Genomic DNA, 14,290 nt, shown 5'->3' on the forward strand with positions numbered 1-14,290 from the left:
TAACCTCGGCATTTGGAGTAGAACCATGAGCTTCAATCTCCGCAATCGCTCGCTTTTGACGGTGCAGGATTATACGCCGCGCGAATTCCGTTATCTCCTCGATCTCGCCCGCGATCTGAAGCGCGCTAAATATGCGCGCACCGAGCAGAAGCATCTCGCCGGCAAGGAGATTTGCCTCATCTTCGAAAAGACGTCCACCCGTACGCGCTGCGCCTTTGAGGTGGCCTGTTACGATCAGGGGGCCAACGTCACCTATCTCGATCCCGCCGGGTCGCAGATCGGCCACAAGGAATCCTTCAAGGATACCGCCCGCGTGTTGGGCAGGATGTATGACGCGATCGAATATCGCGGCTCAGCACAGGAAGGGGTCGAGCAGCTCGCCAAATATGCCGGCGTACCGGTCTATAATGGCCTCACCAATGAGTATCACCCGACCCAGATGCTGGCTGATGTGCTGACCATGCGCGAGAACAGTGACAAGCCGATCTCGGATATCAAATACGCCTATGTCGGCGATACGCGTTCCAATATGGGCCATTCCCTGATGATCGTCGGCTGCCTGATGGGCATGGATGTTCGCATCTGCGGACCGAAATCGCTCTGGCCGTCGGAGGAGTATCGAAAGATTGCCGAGGATCTGGCAGCGAAATCCGGCGCGCGCCTCACCATTACCGAAGACACCGCGATTGCCGTCAAGGGAGTTGATTTCATTCACACCGACGTCTGGGTGTCCATGGGCGAGCCGAAAGAGGTGTGGAAGGAGCGGATCAAACTGCTCACCCCCTATCAGGTTAACGAAGCTCTGATGAAGGCCAGCGGCAATCCGCAGGTGAAGTTCATGCACTGCCTGCCAGCCTTCCACGATACCGAGACGACGATGGGCAAGCAGATTGCCCAGGATTACGGCATGTCGAACGGCCTCGAAGTTACCAATGACGTATTCGAGTCCGAAGCCAATGTTGCCTTCGAACAGGCTGAAAACCGCATGCATACGATCAAGGCGCTGTTGGTCGCCACCCTGGGAGATTGAAAAGATGCGCATTGTCGTGGCCCTGGGCGGCAATGCCCTGCTGAAACGCGGCGAGCCGATGACGGCCGACGTGCAGCGCGCCAATATCCGCGTCGCCGCCCAGGCGCTCGCCCCCGTGGCGACCGAGCATCAATTGGTCATCAGCCACGGCAACGGACCCCAAGTCGGCCATCTCGCGCTGCAGGGGGCCGCCTATAAACCCGAGGAGGCCTACCCGCTCGACGTTCTGGGGGCCGAGACCGAAGGCATGATCGGCTACATGATCGAGCAGGAAATGGGCAATCTGATGCCCATCGAGGTACCGTTTGCGACCTTGCTGACCATGGTCGAGGTAGATGGCAATGATCCGGGCTTCCAGAATCCAACGAAGTTCGTGGGTCCCGTCTATGAAGCCGCGGCAGCCGAACGAATCAAGGCGGAGAAGGGCTGGGTGTTCAAGCAGGACGGCGCCAAATGGCGCCGCGTGGTGCCGTCGCCTTTGCCGAAGAGGATTTTTGAGTTGCGGCCGATCAAGTGGCTGCTGGAAAAGAACACGATCGTGATCTGCGCCGGCGGCGGCGGCATTCCCACCATGTACAAACCGGGCACGACGCGCGAGTTGATCGGTGTCGAGGCGGTGATCGACAAGGATCTGTGTTCGGAACTGCTGGCCCGCGATCTCGATGCCGACCTTCTGATCATGGCCACCGATGTCGATGCCGTCTATGCCGATTGGGGCACACCGCAGGCGAAGGCTCTGCACCGGGCGCATCCAAATGCGATATCACCCGATTCCTTCCCCGCAGGTTCGATGGGGCCTAAAGTGAGTGCGGCCTGCCAGTTCGCCGAACGGACCGGCCGGGTCGCGGCGATCGGCGCCCTCGCCGATATTCCAGCGATCGTTCGCGGCGAGAAGGGCACGCTGATCGGCAGCGCCTATCAGGGCCTGACCTGGCATTCCTGAAAGATCGATCGCGCCGCAGGGGGACCAGCATGCCCGAGCCAACGGATCCAGCTATGCCGGCCACGGGCAGGGTACGCAACCAGCGGCCGCCGAGTCTGCTGGATGCATGCATCCCTTTGCTGGCTCTGGTTGTTCTGCTCACGGCTTCCTACATTCTTTTCGGTGACCGTGCCTCGGCAGGCCCCAATCAGATCGCTCTTCTGTTCTGCGGCATCATCGCTGCCGGCATCGCCTACAAAAATGGTATGCAATGGGAGGGAATCCGACAGGCCGTGCTTGATGGGATGGCGACCGGTCTTGCCGCGATCATGATTTTGCTGGCTGTGGGCGCTCTGATCGGTACCTGGGCCATGTGCGGCACGATCATGTCGATGGTCTATTTCGGCCTCCACATTCTCAGCCCGAACTATTTCTACGCCTCGACCGCGATCATCTGTGCCATCGTCGGTTTCAGCATCGGCAGTTCCTGGACGGTTGCCGGCACCATCGGCGTCGGGTTGATGGGGGTGGCGGCCAGCATGAATTTGTCGCTCGAGATCACGGCCGGTGCCATCATTTCCGGCGCTTATTTCGGCGACAAGGCATCGCCTCTGTCAGACACAGCCAATCTGGCAACAGCCGCCGCAGGCTCCAGCATTTATGATCATATTCGTGAATCGCTCTGGACATCCGTCCCGGCTCTACTCCTCGCCGTGATGATCTTCAGTATGCTGGGGTCGCCGGGCGATTTCGATCCGGCAACAATTCTCAGCGGGATCGAACGCGTCATGCCAGTCTCCTTGTGGGGATTCCTGCCCTTGCTCCTGGTTCTGGGCCTTGCGATCATCCGCTTCCCCCCTTTCGTGACGATCTTCGCCGGGGCGCTGGCCGGGGGCGTCCTGGCGGTGATCGAGACGCCGGCCGCCGTCGCGGCCTTCGCCGATGCCGACTCACTGCCCCATGGCTTGGCTCTGCTCAAAGGTGTTTGGACGGCACTGGCCTGGGGATATACGGTCGATAGTGGCGAACCGGCCATTGACGCGATGCTCAGCCGCGGCGGCATGGCGAGCATGATGGGTACCGTTTGGTTGATTCTGACGGCACTCTCTTTTGGCGCGACGGTCGAACATGCCGGCCTGATCAACCGCCTGATCGATCCAATCGTCCGGCGGGTCAAATCGGGCGCGGGGCTGGTTATCTCGCTGGTCGCAACCTGCGTCGTGGCGAATGCCGTGACGTCCGATCAGTATATCGCCATCGCTTTGCCCGGCCGCTTGTTCCGGGCGCCGTTCCGGGAACGCGGCCTGGCACCCGTCATGCTGTCGCGCGTGGTCGGGGATTCCGCCACGGTGACATCGCCGCTCATTCCATGGAACAGTTGCGGCGCCTATATGGCGGCCGCCCTCGGCATATCCTCCACCGCCTTCGCCGGGTATTGCTTCTTTAACCTGCTCAATCCCATTCTGACGATTCTATTCACTCTGCTCGGCTGGCGCGTGGTGCGCAATGTGGCCGAACCGCCATGATCGTCAGATCGCCAGTCCCGCTTTTTTCAGGCCGTCGAGCACGGCATCTATGATGGCCGGGGCCATGTTGCGGGCGGCAAGATCACGGCGCGCCTTCGCACCGTATGCGGGATCAATGCGCAGAATGTCGGCGACAGCGGCGCTCCCTCTTGCCGTATCGCCAAGCTGGCCATAGGCGGCGGCGCGCGCGACATGGCCATAAATCACCAGGGGCGCGCCGATGCGTTCTGCCTCGATCAGCGCTTCCCGATATTCACCTTGCATGTAGGCATGCAGGAAATGTGCGACGCGGTAGCCGGTGGGTGCCGCCGGATCGCGTTCGTAGGCGTCGTCGACCAGAGGCAGCGCCTTGTCCCACTGGCCAAGCAAGGCGTAGCGGAGGCCGAGATCGGCGAGCAATTCAGCGTTATTTGGATTGAGCGCAAGGCCGCGTTCGGCGGTGGCGATGCTGATATCGGTCTTGTTCTGGAACCAATAAGCGAGGGAGAGGGCGAGATAGGGCTGGCTCGCACGCGGCTCCAGACGCTGTGCCAGCGTAGCGAGTTCGCTGGCCTTGGCCAGGGCGGATCCATCCTTGTCGCCACCGCCGAAGCCAAAACGATACCGATCGATATTGATCAAGGCGAGGCTCGTATAGGCCGGGGCATAATCCGGCTCGGCGGCAACGGTGCGATGAAGGCAGGCTTCAATGTCGCCGAAACTTTCACGATCATATCCCCGCCAATAGCTGCGGAACCGGACCAGACACGCATAGGACGTCAATTGTGCGGCGCTCTCGCGTTCGATCGATTCCTGATAGTGCTCTATGATGACGCCATCCGGCTGTGCCACCATATTGACGACGCGCTGGCTGATGGCTTGGGTGAGATCGACGATGCCGACGGTCGACAATGCCTCTTCCGTGCTCCAGGCCCACAAACTGTGACCGGTCTTCTGTTCCGTCAACACGACATTGACGCGCATGGCACGCTCGGATGTCTGAACAGATCCGCTCAGCACGTAATCGGGAGGAGCAATCGCAGGACTAATAGAGCTTCCCGCCGCCAAGGCGAGCGAGGTACGCGGCCCGTAAACAAACAACTCTTCGAAGCGCGTCAATTTGGCGATGATCTCATAGGTCATGCCAAGTGCGATGTAGTCGAGATCATCGCCGGCACTGGCCGTTTCGAAAGGCAGAACCATGATCGAGGGATTGCGCGGTCCGGTCGAAGCAGATCTCGGCGAGGATGTTTGCAAAAGAAAAGTAGACACAAGTGCGATGAGGAGCGCGACCAGAACAGCCAATCCCGTCACTGCGATCGCCCAATTGCGTGGGAACCTAAGCGGTGAAGTGTTCTCTGGCACTGCCGTCGGCAGAAACGTCGCCATATCAGGTGGCAGATCGCTATCGGTTCGGAGCAATTCACTGGGATCACACTTTGCAAACTCGAAGCTCGGCACATAAGAGCCTTTAGGCATGTCGATCCGAATTCGATCCTGCCTCCCGACGGTCAGATAATAATGTTCGATCGCGCGGCGTAACCGGCTGGCTTCGATGCGCACGATCGGATCCGTCAAGGGATCGAAATCGTCACCCCGCTCGAAGACGGCAAGCGCGATGGTGTAAGCCTTGATGCGCGCGCCACGACCCAGCAATGTTTCTTCGACGACATAGGAGAGGAAACGCCGATTGCGCGCCGATGCGTTGAACTCGGCATGTGCCAGCATGGTCTCTATCTGCTTGCGGATCGCCTCGGGCGTAGGTCCCCCGGCGCCAAATGATGGATCAGCGGGATCTGTGAAATCGACTTTCGCAATCCGTCCCGGCATAGGATCGACTCCTAAAGGCTCGGCGATTGAATGCAGACCGCAAGCAGGTCCCGCTTGTATCGAACATCAACGATAGAGAACTTACTGTTGAACTATTCAACATTATTCATGGCCGTGCCATTTTGACCTGGATCAATTGTCGATTATGAGCGCTGCGGTGTGTATCGCAGCAGCGAGGTTTCCTCGCTGTCCCATGCGTTCGCTGGGATCAAAGTCCTTCTAGGAATACTGATTAAAAGGAGATCGAGGAGCCGACGGAAATTTCGATGGCATCGTATTCGTCGGTCGGATCATCGGCATCGTCGGCCGCTTCGCCCCAAGTATAGAACAGGCCGGCATCAATATCGATGCCGGGGCCAAGAGCATAGTTCACCGTGATGCCCGCGCGGTCGATCGTGTCGTTATCCTTGGCGTCGGGCTGTTCAGAGACCGCATGCGCCCAGCCGCCGCCAAAGGTCCAAGCGTCGATGTCATAGGTCAGTCCGGCGCCGATGACCCAGATGTCCTGGCTTGCGCCATTCCCATCTTCCAGGAAAGCACCGGCGGCACCCATGGTCCAGGACCCCAATGCGAGGTTTATGCCGGCATTGTATCCCGCCTGTTCGGTATCGTCGGGCGCCTCCCTGTTGACGTCCCCCTCCAAGTAGGCGGCGGCACCGGCTTCGATGCCCCAATCCTCCCCTTCGTGACCATAATGCAGGGCAAGGGCGAAATTATTGCTGGCCGAACCGCCCGGCTTGTTAGGACGCCAAGAGCCGTCGATATTATCGCCGTCGTTATAGGTCTTCTCGTCATCATTCGGCGTGTAGGACGCGCCAAAACTGAACCCACCCCATGTCGGCGAGAAATAGACGAGCTTCTGTGGCTTGTCCTTGATCGTCAGCAAGTTCTCCGGGTCGAAGAAGCCGGGCGTGAGCGCGGCCCCCGTGTTCTCCGGGGAATATGGCCCGAAATTGGCAGTCGAACCCGGTGGCAGCATGTACATGTTGCCGGCCGCGCCATCGACCACACCGATACGAAATTCACCAAAGCCACCGCTATAGAAGGCATATGACTGGTCGATCTGGTCACCATCCTCGTCGCCGCCTTCCAACTCGATCTTGGCACCGACAGTGATGCCGTTGTCGAGGGTTACGCTGCCACTGAAATGGATTTCGGCATCCGTGCCGACACCAGAAAAGTTAATGTCGTCGCCGGCCTCGCCCGCTTGATCGTCGTCGAAGGCAACGCCAAACGCATTCGACATGAATCCGCCCAGGCTCAGTTTCACTCCATCGCTGGCCATAGCGGGTGCGATCAGCAGGTTAAAACCTGCCAAGGCCGAGCTGCCGATTAATATCTGTCGCATGCTGTCCCCCTGATGTGACGAGCATTACTATCACCATAACAACGTCGTTGACGGGGGATAGGTTACGGAACCCGGCGTTACCGTAACGTGCTTCGCCAAAGGCGAGAGCGCATGCAACAGTTTGCTCACTAAGCTTGGATTTACGCCGCGAAGCGCGAGACTGGAAAGAAGTCGTTTGCTACCTCGGCAACAATGCTCCGAGGGGCAATGTTTGACAGGATTCGATACCCGCACCTGCTTTGCCTGAGCATGGGATGTACCGAAATTGTCGCCACCCCTTGAAAAGGTCTACCAGCTCTTTCCGGACCGCGCTTTCCTGGTGACGCAATTGGCGCACCGCAGCGAGGGCTTCTTCGCATTGTGCGAGGAATATGATCTCGCTGTCAGTGCATTGCAGCAATTGGAAGCGCGCGGGGCGCACGCCGCGGCCGATCTTCTGCATATGGCCGAATACCGGGCCTTGATCGAGGAATTGAAGCTGGACCTGCTGCGAGAATTGCAGGCGTCGGAAGAAGCGAGCAAGCATTAACGACGGATGCGTACTGGGAGAGTGAAGATGACGACCATCCATCAGCCGGCCGATTTCGGGCTCTCGCGTCGCAATTTGTGCCTCGGCATGGCCTTGGTCGCCGTCGCTGGTCTGGTGAAGCCCGCCAGGGCCGATCTGGTTCCGTCCGGCACCGTCAGCATCGAGCAGGTTCAGATCGCCTTTATCGGCAGCGGCAATCTTGGTGGCGGCACGTTGAGCTATGGTGGCGGCAAATATGATTTCACCATTGGCGGCCTCGGTGTGGGCGGCATCGGCATCTCGAAAATCGAAGCGACGGGAACCGTTTACAATCTTTCGCGGCTTGAGGACTTTGCCGGTGCTTACGTGCAGGCGCGATATGGACTTGCCGTAGGTTCGCTCAGCACCGGGGAGCTGTGGTTGCAGAACACGAATGGGGTGGGTCTGGCGCTGAAGGCCGAGCGCACTGGCCTTGCCCTCTCGCTGGGCGGCGACGCCGTCTTCATTGATCTCGATTGATCCAAGGAGAGAGAAGATGCGCGCATTGGCACGTCGGTTGGTCGTACTTGGTTTCAGCATCGCTTCGGTCATGGCAGCCGCCCCCGCCGGCGCTGATTCCGAGGAGACGATCAAGGCTTTCTCCGCCTGGCAGGGACGCGGCCAGGTTTTCGAGACCAGCGAGTTCGGCGCCACTTTCGTCGGTTCCTTCAGCGGCATCATCTATGTCGAAACCGAAAAGGGACCCTTGGATGCCGGTTTCATGATCTGTCCAGCCATCGTGACGATCGATATGCGGGACGGTAGCCAGGATGCGAAGGGGCGCTGCACGATCGTGGCCAAGGACAGCTCCCGGGCCTACGCGGATATCGCCTGCAAGGGGGTTCATCTGGTGGGGTGTGACGGGGATTTTACCTTTACCGGCGGGACCGAACGCTTTGCGGGGATCACCGGCGGCGGCCCCGTTACCATTCGCTCCTCGCTGCACGAGATCCCGGCGGGTGCGGGCAATGTCGTGCAGGAATCGGCGGGTGGAATCATCGTCTGGCCGAAGCTGACCTACAAATTGCCCGAGCCGGCCGCGGGCGCGCAATAGCGGAGCACCATGACGATGACCGATCGAATTCATGGTAACGCCAGGCTGCGTCGCCAAAGCGGGACAATCTCTCTGGTGGCGATGCTGCTGGTCCTGCCAATGGCCGACGCCTTTGCGCAGGCAGCGCCGATCGTCTATCCCGGCGCTGGTCAAAGCATGGAACAACAGGCGCAGGATGAAAATACCTGTCGCAATTGGGCGACCCAGCAGACCGGGATCTATCCCTATCAGTCCGCGCCGGCTTCCTATGGCAGCAGCCCTGGCGCACCGGTTTTGAGCGGTGCGGCGCGTGGTGCAGCCTTGGGCGCCGTCGGCGGCGCCATCGCCGGCGATGCCGGCCAGGGTGCAGCGATCGGGGCCGGTGTCGGTGCCACGGCCGGGCTGCTCAGGAAAAATCGCGAGCGCCGCCAGCAAGCGCAGGCCAACGACCAGGCACAAGCACAATATCAAGCCGATATGGGCCGCTACAATCAGGCCTTCGCCGCCTGCATGCAAGGTCGCGGCTACACCGTCCGTTGAGCGAGGAGAAATGGGATGGCTGATCTGTTGCGCCCCGAAGATCTCAAGAAGATCTCCGAAGATATCGACATGGAACGCGCCAAGAAGGCTTTCGAAAAGATCCAGGCCAAGGAGCGGGAGGCGAGGGATCTTGAAGATTCCTTCATGCACCGCGACCTTCATCCGGATGTAAAGCTGCGCGTCAATAACGCGGTAAAACGTGCCGCCGAACAGGGCCTCAACCAGATCCAGGTTCTCACCTTCCCGGCCTCCTACTGCAACGACCGGGGGCGGCGCATCAACAATCTGGAACACGATTGGCCGGAATCGCTCGAAGGTTTCGCGAAGCGCGCCTATCAATTCTATCTCTCGGAACTGCAGCCGCTGGGCTTCAAGCTCACCGCGCAGATTCTCGATTATCCGGAAGGCATGCCGGGTACCGTGGGCGTCTTCCTCAGTTGGGATCGCTGAATTTGAGACCGCCGGGCCGAGATAGCAGCGAGGAGTTGGGATGTTGAAACATCTTCTGTTGGCAGCAGGCTTCTTGTTTGCGTTCGTTCCGGGTTTGTCGGCTCAGGAAAGCGCCGATAATGCCCCAGCGCAGCAGGTTCTGACCGTCGGAACGGTTCCGGCGGCTCGCCAGGAAATCTCGAAATCGCTGAGTTTCGTGGGCCGGGTCGAGGCGATCGAACGCGTCGAGATCGTGGCGCGCATTTCCGGCTATCTCGAAGAAATTCTTTTCCAGGAAGGCGGCACAGTACAGGCCGGCGATCCGCTCTATACCATCGAGAAAGGGCTCTACGAAGCCGCCTTGCAGCAGGCGCAGGGCAGTGTCGAAAGCGCCAAAGCCTCGGTCGTTCTCGCCGAACAGCAGAGGAGTCGCACCTCCGAACTCCTCTCCAAGGAAGTGGCCAGCCAGATGACCATGGATCAGCGTCTGGCGGCGGTGCAAAGCGCCAAGGGCGATGCCGCCACCAGCGCTGCCAATGTGAAGACTGCCGAAATCAATCTCGGCTACACCGACATCAAGGCGCCGATCGGCGGGAGGATCGGCCGCACTTCCGTCACCAAGGGCAATGTGGTCGGACCCAGCAGCGGCACGCTGACCGTGATCGTCAGTCAGGATCCCATGTATGTGGTCTTCCCGGTGAGCCAACGCGAGTTCCTGCGCACGCGGGAAGCCGGACAGGGCGCCAATCCCGATAAACTGGTTGTGCGTCTCCAATTCTCCGACGGTGCCTATTACGACCAGACCGGCAAGGTCGATTTCGTGGACGTGACGACGGACCGGGACACCGACACCATCACTGTGCGCGCAATCTTCCCGAATCCCAAAAGCGTGCTGGTGGACGGACAATTGGTCAATGTCGAGCTCGCCAGCGACAAACCGGAAGAGGCCGTCATGGTGCCGCAATCCGCCTTGCTGGCCGATCAATCCGGACCCTATCTTTTTGTGGTGGAGGACAGCAAGGCTGTCGTCAAGCGCGTCAAGCTGGGCGGCGAACATGGCGCCAATGTCGTCATTAGCGAAGGCTTGTCCGGTGGAGAATTGGTGATTGTCGAGGGATTGCAATTCGTCCGCCCCGACATGCCCGTGAACGCAGCGCCGATCAGCGCTGCGGATCCGAGTTGAGCCGATGCTGTCAGCCGTCTTTGTCGACCGACCGCGTCTCGCCATCGTCATTGCCGTCGTCACGGTGATCGGTGGCCTGCTGTCGCTGTTCGTCATCCCCGTCGCGCAATATCCCGATATCGTCCCGCCCCAGGTTTCGGTCACGACCAGCTATCCCGGCGCGGCTGCCGCCATCGTCGATGCCACGGTCGCCCAGCCGATCGAGGCACAGGCGGTCGGCGTCGACAAAATGATGTATATGAAGAGCGTCAGCGGCAATGACGGCAGCTATTCGCTGACCGCTTCCTTCGAGCTTGGCACCGATCCCGACATCAACACGGTCAATCTCAACAACCGGGTTCAGGTCGCGCTCTCGAAACTGCCCCAGGAGGTGCAGCGCCAGGGCGTCACGGTCAAGAAGAAATCGTCGGCGCTCCTAGCCGTGATCGCGGTTTATTCGCCCAAGAACACCTACGATCCACTGTTCATCTCGAATTACGTGACGATCAATCTCCTCGATCAGGTCAAGAGTGCGCCGGGTGTCGGCGATGCGACCTTGTGGGGTCCCCAGGACTATGCCATGCGCGCGTGGTTGCGGACCGACCGGCTGACCGGCCTCGGCCTCACGCCGGGCGATGTCATCGCGGCGGTCCAGGCGCAGAACGTGCAGGCGGCGGTGGGCCGGATCGGCGCCCGGCCAATTTCCAACGAACAGCAATTGCAGCTCAACATCCAGACCACGGGCCGCCTCGCCTCGGTCGAGGAATTCGAACAGATCGTCATCCGGACCAATGCCGATGGCTCCGTCCTGCGCCTGCGCGATGTTGCTCGGCTGGAACTGGGGGCGGCCAATCTGGACCGCGAGACGCGTTTCAACGGTGCTGCTTCTTCGGTAATGGCGATCTATCAGGCCCCCGGCGCCAACGCCATCGCGACACTGGAAGGCGTCACCGCGCGGCTGGCGGAGTTGCAGAAATCCTTTCCCGAGGACCTCGCCTGGAAGGTTACCTACGACCCCACCACCTTCGTGAAGGCGACGGTCCATGAGGTGCAGAAAACCCTCATTGAAGCCTTTATCCTGGTTGTGATCGTCGTCTTCCTCTTTCTCGGCAGCTGGCGCGCCACCTTGATCCCGGTTCTCGCCGTTCCGGTCAGCCTGATCGGTGCCTTCATCGTCCTCAATGCGATCGGCTATTCCGCCAATTCCGTCTCCTTGCTGGCCGTCGTGCTGGCGATCGGCATCGTGGTCGACGACGCCATCGTCGTGGTCGAGAATGTCGAGCGGGTGATGGAGGAACATCCCGACCTCTCGGCGGCCGAGGCCACCAAAATGGCGATGGCGGAAATCACCGCGCCGATCATCGCCATCACCCTGGTCCTGCTCTCGGTCTTCGTGCCGGTGGCCTTCATTCCCGGCATTTCAGGCGAGCTCTTCCGGCAATTCGCCATCACCGTCGCCGTCTCCATGCTGCTCTCGGCGATCAACGCGCTTACCTTGTCACCGGCACTCTGCGGCGTGCTGCTGAAGCGCCATGCCGGCCCGCGACACGGCATCATGGGCTATGTCATGCGCGGGATCGATTGGGTGCGTGATGCCTATGGCGACATCGTGGCGCGCCTCGTCCGCATCTCGATCATCGGCTTGGTCATCACCCTGGTGGCGGCTGCGGGAACAATCTGGGTCGGCAAGGTCACGCCGACAGGATTCCTGCCGGAAGACGACCAGGGCGCCCTCTTCGTAGTGGTGCAATTGCCGGAAGGCGCCTCGCTGGAGCGCACGACCCGCGTCATAGCCGAGGCCGAGAAAATTCTGCGCGAAGAGGAATCCGTCGCGGATTTCACCTCGGTAGTCGGCCTCAACTTCATCGACAATTACTCGCAAGCCAATGCCGCCTTCATCGTGGTGACGCTAAAGGATTTTGAGGACCGTCTTGATACCTCTCTGAAAGCGCCGGCGGTTTTGGCGCGCCTGGCCGGCAAGTTCCGCAACATCCGCGAGGGTGTCGTGGTGCCGCTGGCACCACCGCCCATTGTCGGTCTCGGCACCGGCGGGGGCTTCACCTATGTGCTGAAGGATTTGCGGGGCGGTGATCCGAAGACCATGGCCCAGGTGCTGCGCGGTCTGGTCGCCGCGGCAAACCAGGAACCGCTCCTGCGCAACGTCTTCACGACCTTCTCCGCCACCAGCCCCTCGGTCTTCCTCGATATCGACCGCGACAAGGTCCAGGTCCTGGGAGTCGAGATGAGCGATTTGTTCCAGGCACTGCAGGCCTATCTCGGCGGCTATTATGTCAACGACCTCAACCTCTTCGGCCGCACCTGGCAGGTGCAGGTCCAGGCAGAGGCGGTTGACCGGGCCAGCGTCAACGACATCTACCGCATCAATGTGCGCAACAAGGACGGCAAGATGATCCCGCTGCGCAGCCTCCTCGAAGTGCAGGTGGTGACCGGTCCGCCGGGCCTCATCCGCTACAACAACGTCCGCGCCGTGACGATCCAGGGAAGCCCGGCCGAGGGCATTTCCTCGGGCCAGTCGTTGCAAGCGATGGAGGCGGTTGCCGCGCGCACCTTGCCGCCGGGCTATGCCGGGGAATGGACCGACACCGCCTTTCAGGAAAAGCGCGCCGAGGGCAAGACTGCCTTCATCCTCGGCATGGCGGTGCTGTTCGCCTATCTCTTCCTGGTAGCACTTTATGAAAGCTGGACGATTCCAATCCCCGTCCTGCTCTCGGTCATGGTCGGTATCCTGGGGGCGGTCGGTGCCGTCTGGCTTGCGGGCCTGACTTTCGATCTCTACGCCCAAATCGGCCTTGTCGTTCTCATCGGCCTTGCCGCCAAGAACGGCATCCTGATCGTGGAATTTTCCAAGGAACTACGCAGCCACGGCCATCCCTTGCTGGTGGCCGCGACCGAGGGTGCACGGCTCCGCTTCCGCCCCGTCATGATGACCTCCTTCGCCTTCATCCTCGGTCTCTATCCACTCGTGGTGGCCGTCGGCGCCTCCGAGCTTGCCCGGCGAGACGTCGGCACGCCGGTTTTCGGCGGTATGATCCTGGCATCCTTCATCGGCATCTTTGTCATCCCGCCGCTTTACGTCACGTTCCAATGGGCACGCGAAAAAGTACGGCCATCGACACGACCCGCGAAGGAAATCGCCCCGGAAGAGCCGGCCGAGGTATAGCCCACTTTTAAATCGCCGCCTCATCGAGCGTTCTGCCAAGTTGACCTCACGCGCGTGGCGCGCCTTCAGAGAGATTGCAGCCGCTCGGCACTGCCCCCTGCGCCCCATTACCCTGCGTCGCTGGTTCTACCGATGCTTTCCCTGACACCGACGGGTTGGAGATCGACGGCCTCACCTTCCACGATCTGCGTGGCCCGGCCGTTACGCGCTCAGGGATTGCCGGGGGCTACCGAGGTCGAGATCGCCACTATTCCCGGCCTCAGTCTGAAATCGGTGCGCGCCATCATGGACGAGCATTATCTCAACTGGGATCCCGCGCTGGCAGAAAGCGCGATGGCGAAGCTCGAAGGCACGCGGCCGGAACAATATTTCAAACCGGCCTAACCGAAACTAGCCAGAAATCGGAAATTTTCCAATAAATTCAGATGGCTGGGGGACTAGGACTCCCAGCGAAACTCCAGCCCAGTGATTTCAGTGACTTAGCGGTCACTTCGAGCAGCTAAAAAGCACGCTGACTCCCGCAAGGTGGATCAGCCCGGTGGACCAGTCAAGGGCGAGGCGGGACGAGGGCGCGTCAACAAATTTGAATGTGCGATAAGACAGTTGCAGATGCCGAGCCATCACACCTCTAACCGCGGCCAGATGCCTCGCTCGGTCAGCGCCTGACAAACCCGCCAGCTAGAATTTGTTGGCTGAAGAAATCGGGCAGTTCTGAGGGCGGCAGATGATCGCATGCAGAGGCAAGTTTCTCTCCGCGTATCAA

The 14,290-nt window shown here is 60.3% G+C and carries 13 protein-coding genes; 11 read left to right on the forward strand and 2 right to left on the reverse strand.

Annotation, left to right across the window (positions count from 1 at the left end):
- Positions 1-25 precede the first annotated feature (25 nt).
- Genes ACE3PR_RS04195 through ACE3PR_RS04205 form a run of 3 tightly spaced genes read left to right on the forward strand, consistent with a single transcriptional unit; the run spans position 26 to position 3,478 of the window.
- A complete protein-coding gene (locus tag ACE3PR_RS04195) occupies positions 26-1,030 on the forward strand; it encodes an ornithine carbamoyltransferase (protein ID WP_374368535.1) in 1,005 nt (334 codons plus the stop codon).
- Positions 1,031-1,034: 4 nt separating this feature from the next.
- On the forward strand, positions 1,035-1,973 hold the full coding sequence (arcC, locus tag ACE3PR_RS04200) for a carbamate kinase (protein ID WP_374368537.1): 939 nt from the start codon (positions 1,035-1,037) through the stop codon (positions 1,971-1,973).
- A 29-nt stretch (positions 1,974-2,002) separates the two neighbouring features.
- Entirely contained in the window at positions 2,003-3,478 is a 1,476-nt protein-coding gene (locus tag ACE3PR_RS04205; RefSeq protein WP_374368539.1) for a Na+/H+ antiporter NhaC family protein, read from the forward strand.
- Between the two features lie 3 nt (positions 3,479-3,481).
- Here ACE3PR_RS04205 and ACE3PR_RS04210 read toward each other — a convergent pair whose 3' ends face one another.
- Positions 3,482-5,287 (reverse strand): hypothetical protein, encoded by a 1,806-nt coding sequence (locus ACE3PR_RS04210; protein WP_374368541.1) that lies wholly within the window; start codon positions 5,285-5,287, stop codon positions 3,482-3,484.
- Between the two features lie 232 nt (positions 5,288-5,519).
- Positions 5,520-6,635 (reverse strand): porin, encoded by a 1,116-nt coding sequence (locus tag ACE3PR_RS04215; protein ID WP_374368543.1) that lies wholly within the window; start codon positions 6,633-6,635, stop codon positions 5,520-5,522.
- 265 nt (positions 6,636-6,900) lie between these two features.
- Here ACE3PR_RS04215 and ACE3PR_RS04220 point away from each other — a divergent pair, with 265 nt between their 5' ends.
- The 8 genes from ACE3PR_RS04220 to ACE3PR_RS04255 all read left to right on the forward strand — a co-directional run bounded on the left by ACE3PR_RS04220 (position 6,901) and on the right by ACE3PR_RS04255 (position 13,911).
- The gene (locus ACE3PR_RS04220; protein ID WP_374368545.1) at positions 6,901-7,164 is read left to right on the forward strand and encodes a hypothetical protein; all 264 of its coding nucleotides are present in this window, start codon (positions 6,901-6,903) and stop codon (positions 7,162-7,164) included.
- Between the two features lie 27 nt (positions 7,165-7,191).
- On the forward strand, positions 7,192-7,662 hold the full coding sequence (locus ACE3PR_RS04225) for a hypothetical protein (RefSeq protein ID WP_374368547.1): 471 nt from the start codon (positions 7,192-7,194) through the stop codon (positions 7,660-7,662).
- Positions 7,663-7,678: 16 nt separating this feature from the next.
- On the forward strand, positions 7,679-8,236 hold the full coding sequence (locus ACE3PR_RS04230; RefSeq protein ID WP_374368549.1) for a hypothetical protein: 558 nt from the start codon (positions 7,679-7,681) through the stop codon (positions 8,234-8,236).
- Positions 8,237-8,251: 15 nt separating this feature from the next.
- A complete protein-coding gene (locus ACE3PR_RS04235) occupies positions 8,252-8,755 on the forward strand; it encodes a glycine zipper family protein (protein WP_374368551.1) in 504 nt (167 codons plus the stop codon).
- 15 nt (positions 8,756-8,770) lie between these two features.
- The gene (locus ACE3PR_RS04240) at positions 8,771-9,205 is read left to right on the forward strand and encodes a hypothetical protein (RefSeq protein WP_374368553.1); all 435 of its coding nucleotides are present in this window, start codon (positions 8,771-8,773) and stop codon (positions 9,203-9,205) included.
- A 40-nt stretch (positions 9,206-9,245) separates the two neighbouring features.
- The gene (locus ACE3PR_RS04245; protein WP_374368555.1) at positions 9,246-10,367 is read left to right on the forward strand and encodes an efflux RND transporter periplasmic adaptor subunit; all 1,122 of its coding nucleotides are present in this window, start codon (positions 9,246-9,248) and stop codon (positions 10,365-10,367) included.
- A 4-nt stretch (positions 10,368-10,371) separates the two neighbouring features.
- On the forward strand, positions 10,372-13,527 hold the full coding sequence (locus ACE3PR_RS04250; RefSeq protein ID WP_374368557.1) for an efflux RND transporter permease subunit: 3,156 nt from the start codon (positions 10,372-10,374) through the stop codon (positions 13,525-13,527).
- A 216-nt stretch (positions 13,528-13,743) separates the two neighbouring features.
- The gene (locus ACE3PR_RS04255; protein WP_374368559.1) at positions 13,744-13,911 is read left to right on the forward strand and encodes a hypothetical protein; all 168 of its coding nucleotides are present in this window, start codon (positions 13,744-13,746) and stop codon (positions 13,909-13,911) included.
- Positions 13,912-14,290: the final 379 nt, after the last annotated feature.

It is taken from the genome of Dongia sp., from assembly GCF_041909655.1.
In the GTDB taxonomy this organism is placed as follows: domain Bacteria; phylum Pseudomonadota; class Alphaproteobacteria; order Dongiales; family Dongiaceae; genus Dongia.